This window comes from Oceanibium sediminis (assembly GCF_003265325.1).
GTDB classification, from domain to species: Bacteria; Pseudomonadota; Alphaproteobacteria; order Rhodobacterales; family Rhodobacteraceae; genus Halovulum; species Halovulum sediminis.
The window spans coordinates 18,205-39,995 of the sequence record NZ_QGNX01000012.1; the positions used below are offsets into that span (position 1 = coordinate 18,205).

Below are 21,791 nucleotides of genomic sequence, written 5' to 3' on the forward strand. Positions count from 1 at the left end.
TGTATAAAAAGATAGTCGCTGCGCGGCGGCGGACAAGCCCTGCCGCCCCTTGCGCCGGCTATTCCGCCACGGCCGCGATGCGGCGCGTGAACACCGTCTCATGCCCCGGTCCGGGATGGCGCGGGATCAGCATGGCAAGGCACAGCGACACCATCGCCATACCCGCGGCGGTGGCAAAGACCAGCCCCGGGCTGACCAGCCAGACATAGCCCAGAAGCGCGGGCAGGAAGACGGCGGCGATGTGGTTGATCGTGAACGCGACGGCGGCGGTCGGGGCGATGTCGCCGGGATCGGCGATCTTCTGGAAGTAGGTCTTGATCGCCAGCGCCATGGCAAAGAACAGGTGATCGATGACGTAAAGCGCCGCGGCCAGGACCACGCCCCAGCCGAAATAGTAGATGCCCCCGTAGGCCAGGAACACCAGCGTCAGGCCGACGTATTCCACCATCAGCGCCCGCCGCTCGCCCCAGACGCCGACGGCGCGCCCGATCAGCGGCGCGAGCACCATGTTCGCGACATAGTTGATCAGGAACAGCGCCGTGACCTCGTGCACCTCGAAGCCGAAACGCTCGACCATCATGAAGGCCGCGAAGACGATGAAGATCTGCCGCCGCGCCCCGGCCATGAACTGCAACGCGTAATAAAGCCAGTAGCGCCGGCGCAGGATCATCCGCTTGATCTGCGGATTCGGCGCCTCGAACTGGGGATAGGCGAGCCGGGCGAACACCGCGACCGCCACGGTGGTCAGTCCCCCGGCCATGAACACGAACTCATAGCTCAGGTCGAAGGACTTCCACGTCATCACGATCAGGCCATAGGCCAGCAGCGACCCCGCCGAGCCCATGGCCAGAAGATTGCCCAGCACCCGTGGCGCGCGTTTCTTGTCGATCCACTGCAATTGCAGCGACTGGTTTACCGTCTCGTAATAGTGAAACCCGATGGAGGAGATGACCGTCGTCAACAACAGCCCCGAAAAGCTCGGCAGGTAGCCGGTCACCGCCACCGCCCCGCCCAGCAAGACGAGTGAGAGCAGCGCAAGCGTCTGTTCGCGCATCACCATGATCACCAGGATCACGCCGATCGCCAGGAAGCCCGGGATCTCGCGCACTGTTTGCAGCCAGCCCCAGTCGGACCCGTCGAAGGCGGCCACCTCGATCACGAAATTCTGCAGCGTCGCCACCCAGACCGCGAAGCTGAGCGGCATCCCGAAGGCGAACAGCATCAACAAGGACTCCGGCTGCTGCCAGCGGGGCAGCTCGGCAGCCTGTTCCAGGGTCACGATGCGGGAGGCGAAAATCGGTCTCATTGCCACCGATTACGCCTTTTTCCTGCCTTTGGCGAGAGGCTGTCAAAGCCCTCGCGGATCGCCCTGCCACGGCGCACTGCCCGCCCCGGCGCCCGCGCCACCGGTGGGACCGGGCCGCGCAGGACTTCGCTGTCTTTACACTATCTTCTCGATTTGGCGGCAAGAACGCCCCGTGAACAGCCTGCTGCGGAGGAGCTTCATGCGTGACGACAATGCCGCCACGGTCGGGTGCAACGGGATCGTGGCCGCCCTAGGGGCTGCCCCGTGAGCAAGCGAACCGGCGGCCTCGCGTCCATCGCCAGTTTCCGGTGGCGTGCCATTCTGCTTCTCACGCTGGTCGTGGGCGGTCCGCAGATGCTTTTCACGGTGAGCATCATCAAGACCCAGAACAAAGGCATGGAACAGGCCGAGACCGTAAAGGGCGACCTGCTGGCGGAGATTGCGGCCCGATCGCTGATCGAAAGCCTGCGCACGCAGAACCGGATGCAGACGATCCGCAACCTCGCCGTGCTGCGGACCGATCCGGACTTCGCCGGGGCGCGGGTCATCTCCGGCTCGGGTCAGGTGATTGCGCAGATCGGCTCCCCCCGCAACGCGCCGGATGCTGAGCTGCAGCAACACGTGGCGCATATCCGGATGGAAAAGAACGAGGGGGAGACGGTGCAGGTCGTCGTGTACCGGTCGCTCGCCAGCCTGCGCGAAATGCAGCAGTTGCTGGGCGGCGCGCGGTTCATCAATCTCGCCTTCTTCCTTTGCACCTTCGCCGCCGCGCTTATGCTGATCAACGCCGCGATCCTTCGCCCGCTGTCCCAGATCGGCGTCGCCATCGGGCGCATCCGCGATGGCAAGCTGTCGCATCCGATCCCGTACCTGACCCGCAAGGACGAAGTGGGGGAAGTGGCGCGCGCGCTCGACACTTTCCGGGTGAATGCCTTGGAAATGCAGGTGCTGCGAAAAGGGCGCGAGCTGCGCGCGCGCCAGCACCGCCACCGCATCCTGCGCGCGCTGGAGGCGACTCAGGACGCGGTTCTGATCCTGTCAGCGGACGGCAGCATCGAATTCGCCAACCCAAGGGCGCGCCGCTATTTCGACCATGCAGTGACAGGCGACACGCCCCTGTTCGCGAATGTGGCGAACGCCGAGCACCGCGAGCGGATCGAGGCGGCGATCAACGGGGTCCAGCCGCTCGACCTGACGACGGAACTGCACATCGACCCGGCCGGGGCGGATGTCAGCGACTTTCCGGAAGACACCCTGCCCGTCGCGATCCGAATCGCCCCCATCACCGAGGACGAGGAACGCGGGATCGGTACCGTGATCCTGGTGTCGGACAATTCCTTCCAGGATCGCATCTCCAGCCGCATCCGGCGGCTGGCGGATTTCGACAGCCTGACCGGGCTGCACAACCGCCGCGTCCTGGAGGAGCGGCTCGAAGAGCAGCTTGCCGCGGATCCGGCCGAGACAGCGCTGGTGCTGCTGGATCTCGACCGGTTCAAGACGATCAACGACACGCTCGGCCACCCCGTCGGGGACGAGTTGCTGATCCATGTCGCGGGGCTGCTGCGCCGGACCGCAGGAGCGAAAGACTTGGCCGCGCGCATGGGGGGCGACGAGTTCGCGATGCTCATCACCAGGCCGGACGCCGCGGAACGTGCCGTCGCGATTTCCGAGGCGATCGTCAGCATCCTGGAAAGGCCCGTGCGCCTGGCGAACCGGGCCCTGCAGACCGGGGCCAGCGTCGGCATCGCGCTGGACCCCTCGCCCGAGGCGACGGCGCAGGACATCATCCGCGAGGCCGACCTGGCGCTTTACGCTGCCAAGAACCAGGGGCGCGGGCGCGCCACGCGCTTTCAGCCGCACATGGAACAGGACGTGCAGCGCAAGAGCCAGATCGAGGGGGCGCTGCGCAGCGCCCTCGCCCAGCGGCGGATCACGGCGCATTTCCAGCGCCAGCATGCACTTGACGATGGCGCCCTCGTCGGGTTCGAGGCGCTGGCCCGCTGGGAGGATGACACCCTCGGCACGGTCAGCCCCGCCGAATTCGTACCCGTCGCCGAGGAAACCGGCCAGATCCGCGAGTTGACGATCCAGATGCTGGATATCGCCTGCCGCTTCGCGGCCGAGGCGCGAAAACTGGGCTTCGGCGGCCATGTCTCGGTCAACATCTCGCCGAACTTGTTCGCCGACGACATGACCGAACTGATCCGCGACAGCCTGCTCGTGCACAACTGCCCCGCCGATGCGCTGGTCGTCGAGATTACGGAGGCCGTGTTCCTGGCCAAGGGCCTGGACGCGCGCGGCCAGATGCGCACCCTTCAGGACATGGGCGTGACCATCGCGCTGGATGACTTCGGCATGGGATATTCCTCGCTGTCCTACCTGCAGCGCTTCCCGGTCAATCATATCAAGATCGATCGCGCCTTCGTCTCACGGATGCTGTCCTCGGGCGAGGCGCGCGCGATCGTGTGCGCGATCGTCGAACTCGGCCACGCGCTAGGCATGACCGTCACCGGCGAAGGTGCCGAAACCGAGGGCGAGCGGGACGCGCTGCGCGCTGCGAAGGCAGATTTCGTCCAGGGCTACGTGGACGGTACCCCGGTGCCGCGCGAACAGGCGATGGCCCTGGTGCGCGAGTCGATCCATTCCCCCAGCGATCCGCCGATCGTGATGCAGCGGCGGAACTGACCTGCCCCAGACATGAAAACGGCGCCACCTCTTCCGAGGTGACGCCGCGATAACTTGGCCGTTTGGCGTGCGAAGATCAGTTCTTCGCGTAGAATTCGACCACGAGGTTCGGTTCCATCATCACCGGGTACGGCACATCGCCCAGGCCCGGGGTGCGGGTGAACTCGGCGGTCATCTTCGAATGGTCGACGGCGATGTAGTCGGGCACGTCACGCTCGGCCAGCGAGGCTGCTTCCAGCACGACGGCGAGCTGCTTGGAACGATCCCGCACCTCGATCACATCGCCTTCCTTGACGCGGTAGGACGGAATGTTCACGCGCTGACCGTTCACCTTCACGTGGCCGTGGTTCACGAACTGGCGTGCGGCGAAGATGGTGGGCACGAATTTCGCGCGGTAGACGACGGCGTCCAGGCGCCGCTCCAGCAGACCGATGAGCAGCTCACCGGTGTCGCCGCGCAGACGCTCGGCCTCGGAGTAGATGCGGCGGAACTGCTTCTCGGTCAGGTCGCCGTAGTAGCCCTTCAGCTTCTGCTTCGCGCGCAGCTGCAGGCCGAAGTCGGACAGCTTGCCCTTGCGGCGCTGACCGTGCTGGCCCGGGCCGTACTCACGGCGGTTGACGGGGGATTTCGGACGGCCCCAGATATTTTCGCCCATGCGGCGGTCGAGTTTGTACTTGGCAGACGTGCGTTTGGTCACGGCTGGATCCTTTCATCAAATGTGAAAGGTGCTTTCCTTTCCCCGAACCTAGATCCGGGGCGACAGGCATCCCCTCGCGGGGGCCACAAACACCAATGGCCGACGCGATGCCTGGGGCCCACGCCGGAAGCCGCTGTTATAAGCATCCCGAAGGGCCTGTCAACCGACCCCGATGCGGCGCGTTCACCACCGGCCCCGCGCGGGAAGCAGATGGCTGCGTCGGCCCGCGAAGTCCCGCCCAGGACAGCCGCCGCCCGCTTCTCAATTCCCCTGAGAATACCGCGGGGGTCGATGGATGACGAGGGGCCCGCGACCCGCCGGTTTATGGGGCATGTGCCCCATCGAACCGACGCCCTCCGCCCGCCCTGCTTTCGGTAAAACGACCACGGCCGCCCGCCGACAGGGTCAGCGAACGGCCGCGTTCTGGTCAGGATGGGTCCTCAGGCCAGGCGGCCGGACCCCTCGGTCAGAGGAAGTCCACCTTGCCCGTGGAGATATCGTACACCCCGGCGACGGAGGTGACTTTCCCGGCGGCATGCATCTCTGACAGGATCGGATCCGCCGTGGCGGTCCTTTCGGCGTTCAGCTTGGCGTTCCGCGCCGTCGCCGCCGCCAGCAGGTCGCCGGGGGCTTCGGACATGACGTCGTAGACGGCGGGCCGGATCGCGTTGACCAGGTGGGGCAGATGCCCCGGCGGCAGCTCCTTGTCGCGGATCGACTTGATCGTCGCATCCACCGCCCCGCATCCGGTGTGACCGAGCACGACGATCGTCTTGATGCCGAGAACCGCCGCACCGAACTCCAGGCTTGCCAGCCCGTCGTCATTGATGAAGTTCCCCGCAACGCGAACAACGAAAAGATCCCCCGGCCCCTGGTCGAAGATGAACTCGGGAACCGCCCGCGAGTCGGCGCAGGCGACGATGGCGGCAAAGGGCTGCTGACCGAGCGCACGGGCGGACCGGGCGGCGGAGTGATCCTGGTTGACGGCAGTGTTCGACACGTAACGCGCGTTGCCCGCGATGAGCCGTTGAAGCGGCTCTTCCGGCGTGGCCGGGGCAGGTTCGCTCGATTGGGCGAGGCTGCCGGACGCGGTGGCCCCTGCCAGGGACAGGGCCATGCCGCCAGCGAACAGGCCCCGGCGGCTGATGGTGTCCGTTGAGCGATCGTTGCACATGATGGTATTCTCCTTCGTGATAAAAAACCCGGTCGGATGCCGCGCAGGCCGTCCGCCGGGGCGCCCCGCGATCTATTTTGCGTAAGCTTCGTAAAGATTTTGCATGACCTCGCCCGCCGCCGCGTTGGCCCGCCCGCCGGGGAAATTCGTGGTCACCACGACGGCGAGATCGCGCTCCGTGTCCACCACGATCCGGGCGAGGTTCATCGAATTCGATCCGTTGTGCGTCAGTACCGGGCCGTCAGACCACGCGAAGGTGACGATCCCCCAGCCAAGCGCGTAGCCGCCCGTGCTCGGGGTGCCCGGGGGCGGATAGGGCCGCTCTGGCGTCTGGACCTTGGCCGTCTGGATGTGGCGCAGCGTTTCAGGCGCAACCAGCGCCGGGCCGCGCGCGCCCTGGCCGGCATTCCAGCCCGCCCATTTCGCGTAGTCCAGGATCGACATGTTCGCATTCCCGGCCGGCCCGATCACCTTCGGCAAGTCGCCCGACGCGGCCCAGAGCATCGGCGTGGCGGATCCGTCCTGCTCGATCCGGTGCCCGACGGGCGCATCGATCAATCCATAGGTCGCCTGGGCGCCAAGCCGCGCCGTGCCCAACTCCAGCGGGGCGAAGATACGCTCGTTGATGAGCAGTTCCCAGGGCCGTTCCGCGACCTTCTCGATCATCGCCCCGGCGATGATGTAGCCGAGGTTGGAGTACTGGAAGGGCGATCCCTCGGGCACCGCGATCTCGTTCTCTTTCCAGCGGTCGATCAGGTTGAGCCGCAGTTCCGTCGGGTTGTAGTCGAAGGCGTCGGCGCTGAAGTAGAGGTCCACGATCTCGTCGGTGTCGCTGGGCACGCCGCTCGAGTTGGACAACAGTTGCTCGAGCGTGGCGTCGGCCAGGCTTGCTCTCATCCCCGGCAGCAGGTCGCCGAGGATGTCGCCGACGCGGGACTCCCAGGTCAGCTTGCCCTCGTCGACCATGATCCCGGCAAGGGTCGCGGTCATGGACTTCGTGTTCGAGCCGAGGTGGAATCGGTCGTCGATGCTGACCGGCAGGTCCTGCCCCAGAACGCGTGTCCCCACGGCGGCGGCGGAAACGACCTTGCCGTCCGCCACCACCGCGGCCGCAATCGCGGGCAATCCATACTCGGCCCGGATTTCGGACAGGTAGCTTTCAAGCTCCGACGCGCTGGCGTTCGAGGGCGCAAACGCGCTTCCCAGGAGGCCCGTCACCACGCAGGTAATATATGTGATCTTCGGAATACGTAGTCGTTCAGCGAAGTATGTCATAGCCGGAATTTCCCTGGTCGATCGGTGGTTGGCAGCCTGCCCGGCGTGATTGACCAGAGTTCGGGGTTTTACGCAACGCGGACCTGTGGGCACAGTAGCGCCCCGCGGCGGGGCGACCTATCCGATTTCCGCAAAACACGGAACGTCCGCCGGATTTTTCGGACCACGGCGGCACATCCTTTCAAGAGGCGAGCGTCGTCGATGGCAGTTCGCCAAAGACGCGATTGTAATCCCTTGAAAACCGGCCCAGGTGCAGGAACCCATGCAGCATCGCGGCCGATGTCACCGTTGTCTCCGCGCGGGAGGATCGCCTGAGCGTCGCGCGCACGCGATTGAGCCTCAGAAGGCGCAGGTAGGCCAGCGGGGACATGTTGAGATGCGTCCGGAACGCGTATTGAAGGGTGCGCTCGGACACGCCGAGTGTCGCGCAAAGCTCGACGATGGTCGGCAGGTCTTCGGTTTCCAGGCGGTCCTCGGCGCAGGCGCGCGCGCCCTTGCAGATGCGCAACGCCCGGACGCGCAGCGCGGGCGGCGCTGCCCCCGCGTCCTTCTGCGCCTGCGTCGCGATCCGCACCATCGCCTGGAACAGAAGCTGGCGCATGACGCCCGGATCGAAGGTATCGCCCTGCTCTCGCGCCGCCTTGAACAGGGCCGCGACGGAGCTGTCAAACAAGGCGCGTTGCTCCGATTGTAACGGCTTGACGCCCGCCGGGACATCGCCCCATTCCACCGGGTTCAAGACACGCGCGGCGGTCAGGAAATCCTCCTGGTCGAGGCTGACATAGGTGGTCTGCACCCCCTCGGGCACAAGCAGGTCGAACTCCGCCGCGCCGGACATGAAGAAGATGGTGCCCGTGTTGCCCGCGTCATGCTCGGAAAAGCGGAAGGCGGGATTGAGGGTGGTGAAGGACAGGGTGCAAAGGTTGCGCGGGGTGGCGCCGGTCTTCTGTACCGCGGCGTACTGGTATTCGCGAACGACCTGCTGCCCCCCCAGGTCAAGACTGTCCAACAGCCCCAGCCGCTTGCCGCGGCCAAGCTGAAGGCATTCCATTTCTATCCATGGCTGCAACGCGGCCTGGGTCAGCGCATCGGGGAGCAGTGTCGAGTGACAGGGAACGAACGACAGGGGCTGCCTCCGGGTTAACCCGCTCAACCCTGGGGCTCAGCCGCGCTTCATGTTTCCACCCAAGGGATACAAGACCGCAAATCACTTGGGAAGGGCGATGTTCCCCGCGAACGCGCCGACGAATACGATGGACTTCACACCCGATTCAACGCGCTGATGACCGACTAGAACATTCTCATCGAAGACGGTCAGGAATTCCGAGATGCCTTCCAGACCGCGAAGAAAGAGCCAAAGGAAACCCGCGACGCCCTTCCAGACGCACACCCCGATCGATTTTTCCGTGACGTAGGAAAGTGACGCGGCTTAGTCTTCGCCAAAAGACACGCAAGCCTGTATCGAAGATCTCGAGCGGTTCGATGCTACGAAAGATTGCCTGCCATGATTTTTCCGAAAGAGGTTTTCCCGATGCTGAGTTTCCTGAGACGCCGCGCCGAGGCGAGCGATGATTTCCCCTCCGGCCCCTTTCGCTTCGTCGCGCTTGACGTGGAAACCGCCAACCACGACCGTGCCAGCATCTGCCAGATCGGCGTCGCCTGCGTCCGTCCTGACAACTCCATCGAAACCTGGACGACATACGTCGATCCATGCACCTCGACATGGACGTTCACGGGCCTGCACGGGATCAGCCAGTCTACCGTCAGGGGGGCGCCCAAGTTCGCAGACGCCCTTTCGTTTATTGAGAGCCCGCTCGGCGGCTTCTCGGTCTACCAGCACTCAGGTTTCGACCGCAGCGCCTTTCGGGCCGCATGCGCCGGGCTCGGACGGGAAGAGCCGCCTTGGAGCTGGCAGAACAGCGTGACGGTCGCCCGCCGCGCGTGGCCAGAGCTGAAGGGAAACGGCGGTCACGGCCTCGCATCTCTGAAGGCACATTTGAAGCTATCTTTCGAGCACCACGATGCTGGCGAAGATGCGAGGGCTGCTGCAGAAGTTGTTCTGCACGCGGAGAAGGCGAAGGGTCCGGAGATTTGCTTTCATGATGCTTGACCCGATGTTCCCCTAGATTTGTAGACGCTTTGCCCCCTAACTTTAAGGCGAGGAGGCCGACACCCAGGCCTTCAACACCGTCCCCTCCATGGGTCGGCTGACGCTCACCGTGCTCCTGTCCTTCGCGCAGTTCGAGCGCGAAGTGACGGCAGACGCATTCGGGACAAGATTGCCGCCTCAAAGAAGAAAGGCCTCTGGATGGGCGGTGTGCCGTCCCTGGAGTACGGTCCGCATCCCGATCCCAAGATTCGTGGGCTCGTAATCAACGCGCAAGAAGCCGAGACGGTGCAGACCATTTTCGACCTCTACGATCACCTCGGCTGCCTGAACGCGGTCATGAACAGAGCCAATGAGCTTCACCTCCGCTCAAAGCGGCACCTGTTCCAGTCAGGCCGGGCCCAGGGTGGCAATCCCTTCTCCCACGGTCAGATCTACGCTCTGCTGCGCAATCCGATCTATATCGGCAAGATAAGCCACAAATCCCGGTTCTGGGACGGGCAGCACGCGGCGATCGTCGACGCAGAGCTGTGGGACAAGGTCGACGCCAAACTGCAAGCCGGCAGCGCGCGGCCGAGATCCCGGCAACGGTCAGCGGGCAATCCCTGCAGAAGCGGACCCGCGTCGCTCACCGGCAAGCTTCGGGACGCAACTGGTGATCGGCTCACCCCTACGCACACGCGACGCCACGGGCAACAGTTGCGCTACTATGTATCCAACCGTCTGATCTCTGGCGGGACCGATCCACAAGGCTGGCGTCTGCCTGCCGCGGCGCTGGAGCAGACCATTGTACCCGTCGTCGTAACGCGCATTGACGATCGCGCCCGAACCCACCGGATCTGCCACACACCGGATCTGCATCTTGGAGACGAGATACGCACCAGGGCGCAAGACCTCGCAAGGCGGTTTTCGCAGGGCACACTTGATCTGCTCGCGGACCTCGTCGCCGACGGACGACTGGCAGAGGGACGGATCATCCTCGACCTCGATGCAGCAAAGCTGGCGCGCGAACCGGGGCTGGATCCCGGGCAGATCGATCCGGCGGTGCTACAGATCAAGACTCCCTTCACCCAAGACCGGCGGGGCGTTGAGGGAAAGATCGTGGCTGGGAAGCAGAAACCTGACACGGATTGAACGCTGCTCCGTGCCCAGGCTCGTGCGCATGCCTAGTCCTCGGGCTTACGGAAGGCAAACCGCTGCACGAGATCGCGGCAGCAACCCCACACTCAGAATCCTACATTCGCACCCGCGCACAACTCGCCTTCCTCTCCCCGGCTGTCCAGCGGGCCATCCTCGAGGGCCGTCAGCCAGCGGACCTGACCCTTGGACGGATCGTTCGCAAACCAGTCCCCCTAGACTGGGCGCAGCAAGCGCATCTCGCGGCTTCGGCACAGTTCTGACCCACGCCTGAGCCGCGCCTCAGGATTCCCGACGTTCCCAGGCAATTCCCTGCTGGGTGACGTAGGGAAAACAGCTGCAACCCCCTTAAAGCCATATTGGTTCAAACGGCGTGCACGCCGGAACGACCGCATTTTTGCAGAATTCCCTGCTAGCAGGGAATTTTACCGCTGAGCGAAGCGCGTGATGCAGGCTCGGGAGACAGCCGGGGCTGAGCCCCGTGATCAGCGACCTCCCCGTCGTCTCCCTGGGCGAGCACACAGGGTAACCCCCGGGGGAATCGGGAGGAAAATGCCGGGAAAAAACAAGGGGGATAGAGACTGGGGCAAATGGCGGGGCGAAGCGCCTGAAAGACAACCTTCTCCACGCTAAATCTTTGATTCTAATGAAATAATATTTTGAATCTCGGGTCGCGTCCCGAATGTGCTGAAAATTGGAGAGCAACGTAATCTTTGGAAACCCGAAAACCACCGGACCGGCAACTAAAATCGCAAGGGAGGCCACGCCAAGACCAAGACTACAGACACGGCCATGAGACACGGCCATGCCGGCGCTACTGCATGGGGAAGGCCGGCAGCAATCTGATCGAGGATCGGCTGCGCCAGACGATCCGTGCGACCGTCGACACGATGTTCGAGGAGGAACTGGCCGGGCTTCTGGGCCGCATTCGCTACGGGTTTCGTGGCGCCCGCAAATGGTATCGCCACGGGCGGCGCCAACGCCATCTCGTCGGAACCTTCGGCACAGAGACAGTCAGCGTGCTGCGGGCGCGAATCGAGGCCGAGGACGGCAGGGTCATTGAATGGCGCTCGAAGGCGCTGCCGCGCTATTAGCAGCTGAAGAAGCGAGCCGAAGCGCTAATTGCCGCGGTCTACCTCGCTGCGACAAACACGCGGCGCGCCAGGAGCGCACTGTTCGGCCTGTTCCAGGACGCGCGGCCGGCAAGGACGTCGTCAGCCGGGCCTGGCGCAACGTGATGGTCGACAGGGACGCATGCTGCGCCCGCGGGCTGAAGCGCCGCGACTTCATCATCGTCGACGGCGCGCCCGGGCTCGAGACCGCGCTCACTGCGCTGTGCCGATCCGGATGCTCGAAGACAACCGCATTCCGTTAAACCAGTTGAAGCCGAAATCGGGGCTACCCGCATCGGGGAAGCACGTCGCATTTTTCCAACTCGTCCTTCATTAATTCGATGAGAGCCTGGATAACGTCGTCCGGGGGAGAATCCTTTTGATGCAGCACACCATATTCCAGCGGAATCCGCGGACGCAGGCGTAGCGTAACTACGTTTTCCCGTGAGAACATGGAAACGCTGAACGGATCGCAGACCGCCACGCCCAGCCCAGACGCGGCCATCGCGGGGCAGCTCAGGGATGAGGTCGCCTCCATCACGACCTGTCCCTGCAAGTCCCAAAGGCCGACATCGATCCTATTGCGCAGCAGCTGCCGGCTGGGCAGGATAAGCGGCTCTCCGATCAGGTCGTCATGGCAGATCTCCTGCCGGGTAGCGAGCCGGTGGTCCGGGGACACGGCCGCGACCGCCTCCGTCATGATCAGGGGCACCGCGGCGATCAGGGGGTTTTCGACCGGCAGCAGACCGAAGGCGAGGTCGATCTGCCGGCTGGCCATCCAATCCTCAAGTTCAAGCCGGGTGCGCTGCTCAAGACTGAGGAAGACGCCCGGATTTTCCTGCTTGCAGCGATGTAGCGCCTGGATGATCGGCGGGCTGTTCAACATGGGCGTTGGGGCCCCGAATCTCAGCCGGGGGCGGGTGCGGCGAGCGACTTCCGACGCGATGGTCGACAAATTTCCCAAGTTTTCGAGCGTCGGCTCGATTGCCTTGTAGAAAGCAAGCCCTTCGCTTGTGGGGGTCACCGAACGGCCACTGCCACGGTGGAACAGGCTTATCTTCAGCGCCTCTTCCAACCCGGTAAGTTGTTTGCTGACAGCAGGTTGAGTCAGGTGCAGCCGCTCAGCGGCGGCGTTGACGTTGCCATTGGTCATGACCGCCTGGAAGGCCCTGAGTTGGCGTAATGTAATCTCGGGCATGGCTCATCCTGCTAATAAGGTTCCAGTTTGGAATTTTTAACTTACCAATTTTCATTTTTTTTAATTTTGATGACAAGCTATTTTTTCAACGAAACAAGAATCGTTAACCGCAATAGAGGTAGGGAATGTCCGATAAACGGCCAAATGTATTGTTGATCTGTGTCGATCACTGGAGTGCCGAGCACTTCGGTTTCGCGGGTCACCCGTCGGTCATGACGCCCGGTCTGGACGAGATCATGAGCTGCGGCGTGCGTTATTCGAACGCCTATTCGGAATGCCCGGTCTGCATTCCCGCCCGGCGCACGTTGATGACCGGGCAATCCGCCCGCACCCATGGCGACCGGGTCTACAAGGACGACCTGCCCATGCCCGACGTCACGACCATGGCGCAGGCGTTCCGTGATGCCGGTTACCAGGCGGATGCGGTCGGCAAGCTGCATGTGCAGCCCCAGCGCGACCGTATCGGCTTTGACTCGGTCATCCTGGATGACGAAGGCCGCTCGCAGTACGGCACTCTGGACGATTACGACCTTTATCTCGGCGATGCCGGCTATCCGGGCCGTCAGTTCGATCACGGCATGTCCAACAACCAGTACCACTGGCGCCCCTGGCACCTGCCCGAGGAAACCCACGCCACCAACTGGGCCGCACGCTCGATGGCGCGGGTCATCAAGCGCCGCGACCCGTCGAAACCCGGCTTCTGGTACCTTGGATTCCGCCACCCACATCCGCCGCTGGTGCCGCCCCAGTCCTATCTTGAGCTGTATCGCAACGTCGAGATCGACACGCCCTTCAAGGGCGAGTGGGTCAAGCCCAAGGACGAGATGCCCTTTGCAATCTCGGCCTTATGCAACCGTACGAACCTGTACACCGATGCGCAGTTGCAGGAAGCCAAGCGTGCCTTCTACGCGCTGTGCACCCAGATCGACCATCAGATCCGCTACCTGATCGGCACCCTGCGGATGGAAGGTATCATGGACGACACGATCATCATGTTCACCTCCGACCATGGCGACATGCTGGGCAACCACAACATGGTGGCAAAGCGCGTCTTCTACGAAGGCTCGGCGAACATCCCGATGGTGCTTCTGCCCAACAAGGGCAACAACCGCGTCCCCGAGGGCGTGGTCGATGATCGCCTGGTCGGCTTCCGTGACGTGATGCCGACCCTGCTGGACCTTTGCGACATTCCGATCCCGGACACCTGCGAGGGCGTCTCCATGATCGGTGAGGAGCGGAACGACTATATCTACGGCGAATGCGGCGAAGACGATCACGCCACCCGCATGATCCGCGATGACCGCTACAAGCTTATCTACTACCCCGTCGGCAACCACTTCCAGCTGTTCGACCTGCAAGAGGACCCGCGCGAGATGGTCGACCTTGCCGGAGACGACAAGCACGCCGAAGTGCGCGAGCGTCTGACTCAGTTGCTCATCTCCGAGCTGTATGACGGGGACCTGGAATGGCTGTCCGATGGCAAGCTGGTCGGGACCGAAGGCCGCCCCTATGAGTGGGCCCCCCACCGCCACCTGAACTCTCAGCGTGGTGACGGATGGCCCCCGTCCCCGAAGGTGGATATTCCGCAGATCGAATGGACCCGCGAGCGCCCATCCTGAGCATCGCGCCCCATAACCAATGAAGCGTTTCAAACCGGGAGGAAAATCTATGAAACATGCTTTCAAGAAACTCGCAGCAGTTACCATCGGCTCGCTGATGGCAACTGCGGTCGCCGCCGCTGATTATCCGGCAAAGCCGATCCAGGTGATCATTCCCTTCGGGGCAGGCGGCAACTCCGACACCTCGGGGCGCATCCTGCTCAACGGCATGCAGAAAGTGCTGGGCGCCGACCTGGTTCCGGTCAACGTGCCGGGTGCCGGCGGCACCATCGGCATGGCGCAGTTCGCCGGTGCCGAAGCAGACGGCTACACGCTGGCGTTCAGCCCCAGCGCCCCCACGACGTTGCAGCCGAACCTGCGGCCCTTGCCCTACGGCAAAGACAGCATGGTCGCTGTCTGCCTTCTGACTGACAACCCCACGGCGGTGACCGTCTCCCCAGACAGCCCGTATTCTTCGATGGAAGAGTTGGTCGAGGCCGCCAAGGCCGAGACGCTGATCGTTGCGGGCCCGGCCCCCGGGTCGGTCCCGCATATCACACAGGCCGCGCTGGCCAACGCGATCGGCACGACCTTCACCTACCTGCCCGTGGGTGGAGGCGCCGAGGAAGCCAAGGCCCTTCTGGGCAAGCAGGCCGACCTGGCGGCCGACAACTCGGCCATGGGCACCGTGCACGGGCTGAAGACGCTTGCCGTCGCCTCTGCCGAGCGGATCGACGAATTGCCCGACGTTCCGACCCTGACCGAACTTGGCATCGACGTGCAGGTGTCGATCTTCAACGGGCTTTACGCGCCGGCAAACACGCCGGTAGAGATCTTGGAGACGCTTTCCGACGCTTGCGGACAGGCTGTCGAGGATCCCGAAGTGAAGTCCCGCCTCCAAGACGCCAATTTCATCGTGCGCTACCTCGGCCACGAAGATTTCCAGGCGTTCTATGAGGAGCAGTTCGATGCCAGCCTTGAGATGCTGACCAAAATCGGACTGGTGAAGTAAAACAAACCGGAAAGGCCATCCTGATGAAAAAACTGCTCTTCTCCAGCGCTCTTTTGTGGATGGCCTTTCTGGCAACCAGCATTTTCCTGCTGGTGTCATCTTTCGAACAAAGCGACGCGACCTTCGTTCTGCCCGGTGACGCGCCGCCGTTCCTGGTGTCGCAGCTCATCCTGACCTGCCTGATCCTTCTGTCCGGTAGCCTGCTGATCAGCCGCCTTGTGCAGGCGAGCGGTGGCTTGCCGGATGCCGACTGGGACGCGCTTGCCGCGGTTGTCGTCATCGTATGCACCGCCGGTGTGCTGCTGAAACCGCTCGGCTTTCTTGCGGTCAGCCCGGTGGCGGCGATCCTGACGGCCCGCGTCCTGGGCTATCGCAATTGGCTGATCAACGCCGTCGTTGCCGTGGCTGGGGTCGCCTGCCTGTACCTTCTTCTTGTCAAAGCCGCCCGGCTGCCGCTGCCGCCGGTCCCTGGACTTGGGTTCTGATCCATGGATATGTCGTCTTTCCTCGCCGCCCTTTCCCTGCTCGCAGACCCGCTGACGATTGCGATCATGATCGCCGCGACCTTCGTTGGCATGGTCGTGGGCGCCCTGCCTGGCCTTGGCACCGTCACGGCCCTGGCGATCGCGCTGCCGCTGACCTTTGTCCTGACCGCGCCCCAGGCGATCGGTGTGCTGCTGGCGATCTACGTCTCCTCTGTCTTCGGGGGGTCGATCCCGGCACTGCTGATCAACGTGCCCGGTACGCCGCAATCCGCCGCGACCACCTTTGACGGCTATCCCATGACCCGCAAGGGCCACGCGGCCGAGGCCATCGGCTGGGCGACCATCTCCTCTGTCATCGGCGGTATCTTCTCGATGATCGTGCTGTCGATCTTTGCCCCCCGGCTTGCGGCCTTTGCCGTGCGCTTCGGCCCGGTCGAGACGTTTGCGCTGATCGCCTTCTCCCTCACCACGATTGCATGGGTGTCGCGTGGCAGCACGCTGACCGGGCTGCTGGCGGGCTGTATCGGCGTCTTCCTGTCGATGATCGGCGCTGACGCGATGAGCGGCGTGGACCGCTACACCTTCGGGAATTTCGCGCTGTCGGGCGGGCTGAACGTGGTGCCTCTTCTGATCGGCCTGTTCGCCCTGTCCGAGGTGTTCAGCACCGCCGCGAAACGCCAGGACCAGGACCTGAACGCCGCCGACGTGCGCAGCGGATTCAAGGTGGCCCCGTTCCGCGAGTGGTGGAAACTGCGCGCGACCCTGCTGCGCAGCTCTGTCATCGGGACCTTCCTTGGCATTCTGCCCGGTGTCGGGGCAACCGCCGCCTCGCTGATTTCCTACGCGCAAGCGCGGGCCTCTTCGCCGCGCAAGGACACTTTCGGCGAGGGAGAGCCCGAGGGACTTGTCGCCTCGGAAACCGCGAACAACGCGGTGACGGGCGGCGCGCTTGTCCCATCGCTGGCGCTTGGGATTCCCGGCGATGCCGCAACCGCCGTCATGCTGGGCGCACTGGTGATCCACGGCATCACGCCGGGCATCCAGCTGTTCAACCGCAACCCGGACCTGGTGTCCTTCATCTTCGTGGCCCTGCTGTTCGCCAACCTGATCATGCTGGTCGTCGGTGCGATGAGCGCGCATGTCTTCAGCCGCATCCTGAAGGTGCCCAATGCCCTTGTCATGGCGATGATCGTGCCGCTTTCGCTGGCCGGATCCTACGTCATTCGCTTCAGCATGATCGATGTCGCGACTGCGATCATCGCGGGCATCTCGGGGCTGATCCTGCGCTATGCGGGCGTTCCCCTGGCCCCGATCGTGATCGGCTTCATCCTGGGCGCTCCGCTGGAAACCAGCCTGCGGCAGGGGCTGATCATCACCAACATGCAGCCGCTGAACTTCTTCACCTACCCGATCGCGGACGTCTTCTTCGCCATCACGCTGGGCGTGCTGCTTTGGCCGCTGGTGAAAATGATCCGCCCGAAAGCGGTGGCGGGCGATGCGGACTCGCAATCCAAAACGACATCCACGGAACTGGAAGGAAATGAGAAATGACTGAGCCAAAATGCACCACGGTGGCATTTCTCGGATTGGGCTCCATGGGCTACGGCATGGCGCAATCGGCCATCCGGGAAGGCCTTGACTGCTACTGCCGCGACATTCGCCCCGAACCGCTGGAGCGGATCCTGGCCGAGGGCGCGAAAGGCGCGCTGACGCCTGAGGCGCTGGCAGAGGCCGATGTTGCCGTCGTAACCGTGCTGAACGCCGCGCAAACCGAAGCGGTCCTGTTCGGTGAGGACGGGATCGTCAGACACATGCGCAAGGGCGCGGTCGTCGTCTGCTGCGTGACCATGGACCCCGATGTCGCCCGCCAGATGGAGTCCCGCTGCCAGGACGCCGGCCTGCTCTTCATCGATGCACCGATCTCGGGCGGGTCGATCAAGGCGGCGCAAGGCACGCTGAGCATCCTCGCCTCGGGGCGCCCCGAAGCCTTCGATGCCGCCAGGCCGGTACTCGATGCCATGGCAGAAACCGTGTTCGAGCTGGGCGAGTCGGCAGGCACCGCCTCTGCCATGAAGGCGGTGAACCAGCTGCTCTGCGGCGTTCACATCAGTGCCCTGGGCGAGGCCGTGACCTTCGCGGCCACACAGGGCATCCCCGCGGCGCAGTTCCTGAACGTGATCAGCAAATGTGCCGGATCCAGCTGGATGCTGGAAAACCGCGGCCCCCACATCGTGGACGGCGACTACACCCCGCACAGCGCGGTCAACATCTGGCTGAAGGACCTTGGCATCGCCCAGGAACTGGCCGGCAAGGCCGGCGCTCCGACGCCACTGATGTCCGTCGCTCTTGAGCAGTTCAAGGCAGCCGCCGATGCCGGACTGGGCCTGGAAGACGACGCGGCAGTGGCCAAGGTCTATGCCAAGGCAGCCGGCGTGAGCCTGCCCGAAAGCGCCGCCTAGCGCCTGGCCTGTGGCCAGCCCCCCACTCTCTCCCTCTCAAACACAACAGACTGGTATGGAAAGATAATATGATCGAGCATCTGAAAACAGCGAAACCACAGCAAGAACGTGCGGCCGACGACCAGAAGGTTCGTGAGATCGTCCAGGGCACGCTGCAAAGCATCGAGGAACGCGGCGACGCGGCCGTGCGCGAGCTGTCCGAGAAGTTCGACAACTTCTCGCCCGCATCGTTCCGCCTGAGCGAAAGCGAAATCGAAGCGCTGATGAGCAAGGTCTCGGCCCGCGACATGGAGGACATCAAGTTCGCCCAGGAACAGGTCCGCAAGTTCGCCCAGGCCCAGCGCGACTCGATGGCCGATATCGAGGTGGAATCCCTGCCCGGCGTGATCCTCGGGCACAAGAACATCCCCGTGCAGTCCGTGGGCTGCTACATTCCCGGTGGCAAGTTCCCGATGGTCGCCTCGGCGCATATGTCCGTGGCCACGGCCTCGGTCGCCGGGGTGCCGCGCATCGTGGCCTGCACGCCGCCGTTCAAGGGGGAACCGAACCCCGCCGTGATCGCAGCGATGCACCTTGGCGGTGCGCATGAAATCTATGTCCTTGGCGGCATCCAGGCCGTTGGCGCCATGGCGATCGGGACGGAAACGATCGATCCGGTCCACATGCTGGTCGGCCCCGGCAACGCCTTCGTCGCGGAAGCCAAGCGCCAGCTGTTTGGCCGCGTCGGGATCGACCTGTTCGCGGGCCCGACCGAGACCATGGTGATCGCAGACGAAACCGTGGATGCGGAAATGTGCGCGACAGACCTGCTCGGCCAGGCTGAACACGGCTACAACTCGCCCGCAGTGCTGGTGACCAACTCGAAGAAACTGGCACAGGACACGCTGGCGGAAATTGACCGCCTGCTGGAGATCCTGCCCACTGCCGATACGGCGCGAGCAAGCTGGCAGGACTACGGAGAGGTGATCGTCTGCGACACCTATGACGAGATGCTGGACGTGGCCAACGACATCGCCTCGGAACACGTGCAGGTGATGACCGGTCGCGATGACTGGTTCCTGGAAAACATGCACAGCTACGGCGCGCTCTTCCTTGGGCCGCGCACCAACGTGGCGAATGGGGACAAGGTGATAGGCACGAACCACACGCTGCCAACGAAAAAGGCCGGGCGCTATACCGGCGGGCTCTGGGTTGGCAAGTTCCTGAAAACCCACAGCTACCAGCGCATCACCACTGATGAGGCGGCAGCCGAGATCGGTGCCTCCTGCTCGCGGTTGTGCATGTTGGAAGGCTTCGTAGGCCACGCCGAACAGGCCAACCTACGCGTGCGCCGCTATGGTCGCGTGAATGTGCCCTACGGCGAAGCTGCGCAGTGACGGAGCTTCCCGTCATACCCACGTTCCGGCTGGACGGGAAACGTGCCCTGGTCACCGGCGCCTCGTCGGGGATCGGGCTGGCTGCGGCGACCGCACTGGCGCAAGCCGGTGCTGAGCTGACGCTGGTCGCGCGCAACCCGGACCGGCTGGCGGAGGTGGCAGACGCATTCACCAAGGCCGGGCTTCCCGCGGAAAGCCTTGCCCTGGATATCGGCGACATAGACGCGACCGCCGAGGCGATCCGCCAGGCCGGGCCCTTCGATATTCTGGTCAACAGCGCCGGCTGCGCCCGCCACCAGCCCGCGCTGGAAGTGACAGCGGATGCTTTTGACCAGGTGATGGGTGTGAACCTGCGCGGCGCCTTCTTCGTCACGCAGGCCGTGGCCCAGGGCCTGGCCCGCACCGGGCGGCCGGGTTCTTTGATCAATATCTCGTCCCAGATGGGGCATGTCGGCGGTTACGACAGGGCGGTCTACTGCGCCTCGAAACACGCGGTGGAAGGGTTCACCAAGGCCATGGCCATCGAATGGGGGCCGTCCGGCATCCGCGTGAACACGGTCTGCCCGACCTTCGTCAGGACAGCCCTGACCGAAAGCACCTTCCAGGATCTAGAGCATGTCGAGCGGATCCGCGAAAAGATCAAACTCGGCCGGGTCGGAACGCCGGGTGATGTTGCCGGCGCGGTCCTTTATCTTGCCTCTGAGGCGTCTGCGCTGGTAACGGGGACGTCCCTTCTTGTCGATGGTGGCTGGACAGCGGAATGACACGCGCCCCGCAAACACCCCCGCAATCGCCGGCCCCGGCAGTTGCACCCGGAACACCTCCTACGGCCTGCTGCTCGCTAACGGAGCGGGGGACGGAGGCGGAGCTACCAGCCACTGGGGACGGCTTTGGCGATGGCACATCCCGCCCACACGACGCAATCCCCGTCCGGGGCGGGCGCTCATTCGTGGGCACCGACGCACCGGTATTCAAGGCCGACGGCGAAGGCCCGCGCCGCAAGACCGTCCTGCGCGACTTCGCACTGGAGGCGACCACCGTCACCAACGCCCGTTTCGCGGAGTTTGTCGAAGCCACGGGCTATGTCAGCGACGCGGAGCGCTTTGGCTGGTCGATCGTCTTCGCCGGACTTCTGCCGCAACAGGCGAAGGTTGTTGCGACCAACCCTGACACCCCCTGGTGGAGCCGGGTTGAAGGAGCCTGCTGGAGCCACCCCGAGGGCCCCGGCAGCGGCATCACCGACCGCCAGGATCACCCGGTGACCCACGTTTCCTGGAGCGATGCGCGCGCATTCGCCGACTGGGTCGGCGGCCGCCTGCCGAGCGAAGCCGAATGGGAACACGCCGCACGGGGTGGCAACAACTGGCGCAAATTCCCCTGGGGCGACGAGGAACCGGACGACCGCGATACCATCCTGTGCAATATCTGGCAGGGCCGCTTCCCGGTCGAGAATACGTTGAAGGACGGCTACCTCGGTACGGCCCCGGCGCGAAGCTTCGCGCCCTCGGACCTGGGGTTATACAACCTCGCCGGCAATGTCTGGGAATGGACCAGCGACGCCTTCAGCGTCCGCTCGGTTTCCGCCGCCGCGAAAAAGCGGAACACGGCTGCCAGGTCCGGCAGGGAACGGGTATTGAAGGGTGGCTCCTTCCTTTGTCACGTCAGCCATTGCTACCGCTACCGGATCGCCGCGCGCCTGGGCCTGCCACCCGATACGAGCGCAAGCAACTCCGGCTTCCGCGTCGCGTTCAATTGAGCAGCCCCAGTTGAGTGGTCCATGCCAAAAGTTATTGCATGATCGGCCGTTGGCCCATCGGGACGCTGGCCTCGGGCGCAGGTGGGCGGTAGCTTAGGGCACTATGGGGTCGTTTGGTGTAGTAATGTTTCCTCCAGCTTTCGATGATGATTTGTGCTTCACGGATCGAGTAGAAGATTTCGCCACTCCTCACCTCGTCAGCTGTCTAGCCCCCTGTGTCTGGGCCACTGATTTGTGCTTTCTCTAATAGGGTTTCAGGAACTGGTGGCCGCATGTTGAGCGCCTGAAGTGGGCGGGTGTGGTTATACTGTTTGAGCCAGTGGTTGATGACGATCTGCGCCTGCTGGGTCGTCGCAAACCATTCGGCATTCAGGACCTCTCGGCGCAGCGTGCCGTTGAACCGCTCGTTGTATC

Annotated in this window: 18 protein-coding genes and 2 pseudogenes; 12 read left to right on the top strand and 8 right to left on the bottom strand. The window is 63.9% G+C overall.

Annotation, left to right across the window (positions count from 1 at the left end; all coding sequences use genetic code 11):
* Window positions 1-58: 58 nt before the first annotated feature.
* Window positions 59-1,306, bottom strand: coding sequence for an MFS transporter (locus tag DJ029_RS19320; RefSeq protein WP_112324135.1), 1,248 nt, complete (start codon window positions 1,304-1,306; stop codon window positions 59-61).
* Window positions 1,307-1,570: 264 nt separating this feature from the next.
* Between DJ029_RS19320 and DJ029_RS19325 the strand changes: the two genes are divergently transcribed.
* The gene (locus DJ029_RS19325; RefSeq protein WP_112324136.1) at window positions 1,571-3,991 is read left to right on the top strand and encodes an EAL domain-containing protein; all 2,421 of its coding nucleotides are present in this window, start codon (window positions 1,571-1,573) and stop codon (window positions 3,989-3,991) included.
* Window positions 3,992-4,067: 76 nt separating this feature from the next.
* Here DJ029_RS19325 and rpsD read toward each other — a convergent pair whose 3' ends face one another.
* The 4 genes from rpsD to DJ029_RS19345 all read right to left on the bottom strand — a co-directional run bounded on the left by rpsD (window position 4,068) and on the right by DJ029_RS19345 (window position 8,188).
* Complete coding sequence (gene rpsD / locus DJ029_RS19330; RefSeq protein ID WP_112324137.1) at window positions 4,068-4,688, bottom strand: 30S ribosomal protein S4; 621 nt, start codon at window positions 4,686-4,688, stop codon at window positions 4,068-4,070.
* Window positions 4,689-5,154: 466 nt separating this feature from the next.
* A complete protein-coding gene (locus DJ029_RS19335) occupies window positions 5,155-5,862 on the bottom strand; it encodes a carbonic anhydrase (protein WP_112324138.1) in 708 nt (235 codons plus the stop codon).
* Between the two features lie 72 nt (window positions 5,863-5,934).
* Complete coding sequence (locus DJ029_RS19340; protein WP_112324139.1) at window positions 5,935-7,137, bottom strand: serine hydrolase domain-containing protein; 1,203 nt, start codon at window positions 7,135-7,137, stop codon at window positions 5,935-5,937.
* Window positions 7,138-7,318: 181 nt separating this feature from the next.
* Window positions 7,319-8,188: a helix-turn-helix domain-containing protein gene (locus DJ029_RS19345; protein WP_112324140.1), complete on the bottom strand. Its 870-nt coding sequence runs from the start codon at window positions 8,186-8,188 to the stop codon at window positions 7,319-7,321.
* A 453-nt stretch (window positions 8,189-8,641) separates the two neighbouring features.
* Between DJ029_RS19345 and DJ029_RS19355 the strand changes: the two genes are divergently transcribed.
* The 3 genes and pseudogenes from DJ029_RS19355 to DJ029_RS19365 all read left to right on the top strand — a co-directional run.
* Entirely contained in the window at window positions 8,642-9,247 is a 606-nt protein-coding gene (locus DJ029_RS19355) for an exonuclease domain-containing protein (protein WP_112324142.1), read from the top strand.
* Window positions 9,248-9,445: 198 nt separating this feature from the next.
* The gene (locus DJ029_RS19360) at window positions 9,446-10,378 is read left to right on the top strand and encodes a recombinase family protein (RefSeq protein ID WP_112324143.1); all 933 of its coding nucleotides are present in this window, start codon (window positions 9,446-9,448) and stop codon (window positions 10,376-10,378) included.
* Between the two features lie 808 nt (window positions 10,379-11,186).
* A pseudogene (locus DJ029_RS19365) lies at window positions 11,187-11,717 on the top strand (transposase); the annotation flags it as partial.
* A gap of 62 nt (window positions 11,718-11,779) precedes the next feature.
* On the opposite strand, the gene DJ029_RS19370 reads toward DJ029_RS19365, so the two are convergent.
* Window positions 11,780-12,691 carry a LysR family transcriptional regulator gene (locus tag DJ029_RS19370; protein ID WP_112324144.1) on the bottom strand — a complete coding sequence of 304 codons (912 nt, stop codon included), beginning with the start codon at window positions 12,689-12,691 and terminating at the stop codon, window positions 11,780-11,782.
* A 125-nt stretch (window positions 12,692-12,816) separates the two neighbouring features.
* On the opposite strand from DJ029_RS19370, the gene DJ029_RS19375 reads away from it, so the two are divergent.
* The 8 genes from DJ029_RS19375 (at window position 12,817) to DJ029_RS19410 (ending at window position 21,377) form a co-directional block, all read left to right on the top strand.
* On the top strand, window positions 12,817-14,310 hold the full coding sequence (locus DJ029_RS19375; protein ID WP_112324145.1) for a sulfatase-like hydrolase/transferase: 1,494 nt from the start codon (window positions 12,817-12,819) through the stop codon (window positions 14,308-14,310).
* 49 nt (window positions 14,311-14,359) lie between these two features.
* Complete coding sequence (locus DJ029_RS19380) at window positions 14,360-15,301, top strand: Bug family tripartite tricarboxylate transporter substrate binding protein (protein ID WP_157966455.1); 942 nt, start codon at window positions 14,360-14,362, stop codon at window positions 15,299-15,301.
* A gap of 23 nt (window positions 15,302-15,324) precedes the next feature.
* Window positions 15,325-15,786, top strand: coding sequence for a tripartite tricarboxylate transporter TctB family protein (locus DJ029_RS19385; protein WP_112324147.1), 462 nt, complete (start codon window positions 15,325-15,327; stop codon window positions 15,784-15,786).
* A 3-nt stretch (window positions 15,787-15,789) separates the two neighbouring features.
* A complete protein-coding gene (locus DJ029_RS19390; protein WP_198671203.1) occupies window positions 15,790-17,337 on the top strand; it encodes a tripartite tricarboxylate transporter permease in 1,548 nt (515 codons plus the stop codon).
* Window positions 17,334-18,245, top strand: coding sequence for an L-threonate dehydrogenase (gene ltnD, locus DJ029_RS19395; RefSeq protein WP_112324149.1), 912 nt, complete (start codon window positions 17,334-17,336; stop codon window positions 18,243-18,245). The genes DJ029_RS19390 and ltnD overlap by 4 nt, the downstream gene beginning before the upstream one ends.
* 68 nt (window positions 18,246-18,313) lie before the next feature.
* The gene (hisD, locus tag DJ029_RS19400; RefSeq protein WP_112324150.1) at window positions 18,314-19,621 is read left to right on the top strand and encodes a histidinol dehydrogenase; all 1,308 of its coding nucleotides are present in this window, start codon (window positions 18,314-18,316) and stop codon (window positions 19,619-19,621) included.
* Window positions 19,618-20,385 carry an SDR family NAD(P)-dependent oxidoreductase gene (locus DJ029_RS19405; protein ID WP_112324151.1) on the top strand — a complete coding sequence of 256 codons (768 nt, stop codon included), beginning with the start codon at window positions 19,618-19,620 and terminating at the stop codon, window positions 20,383-20,385. The genes hisD and DJ029_RS19405 overlap by 4 nt, the downstream gene beginning before the upstream one ends.
* The gene (locus DJ029_RS19410) at window positions 20,382-21,377 is read left to right on the top strand and encodes a formylglycine-generating enzyme family protein (protein ID WP_112324152.1); all 996 of its coding nucleotides are present in this window, start codon (window positions 20,382-20,384) and stop codon (window positions 21,375-21,377) included. The genes DJ029_RS19405 and DJ029_RS19410 overlap by 4 nt, the downstream gene beginning before the upstream one ends.
* Before the next feature lie 31 nt (window positions 21,378-21,408).
* Here DJ029_RS19410 and DJ029_RS19415 read toward each other — a convergent pair.
* Together DJ029_RS19415 and DJ029_RS19420 are read right to left on the bottom strand one after the other, a co-directional pair.
* Window positions 21,409-21,576: pseudogene (locus DJ029_RS19415) on the bottom strand (integrase core domain-containing protein); the annotation flags it as partial.
* Between the two features lie 6 nt (window positions 21,577-21,582).
* The coding region (locus tag DJ029_RS19420) for an integrase core domain-containing protein (RefSeq protein WP_157966456.1) at window positions 21,583-21,791 on the bottom strand (209 nt) is incomplete at its 5' end.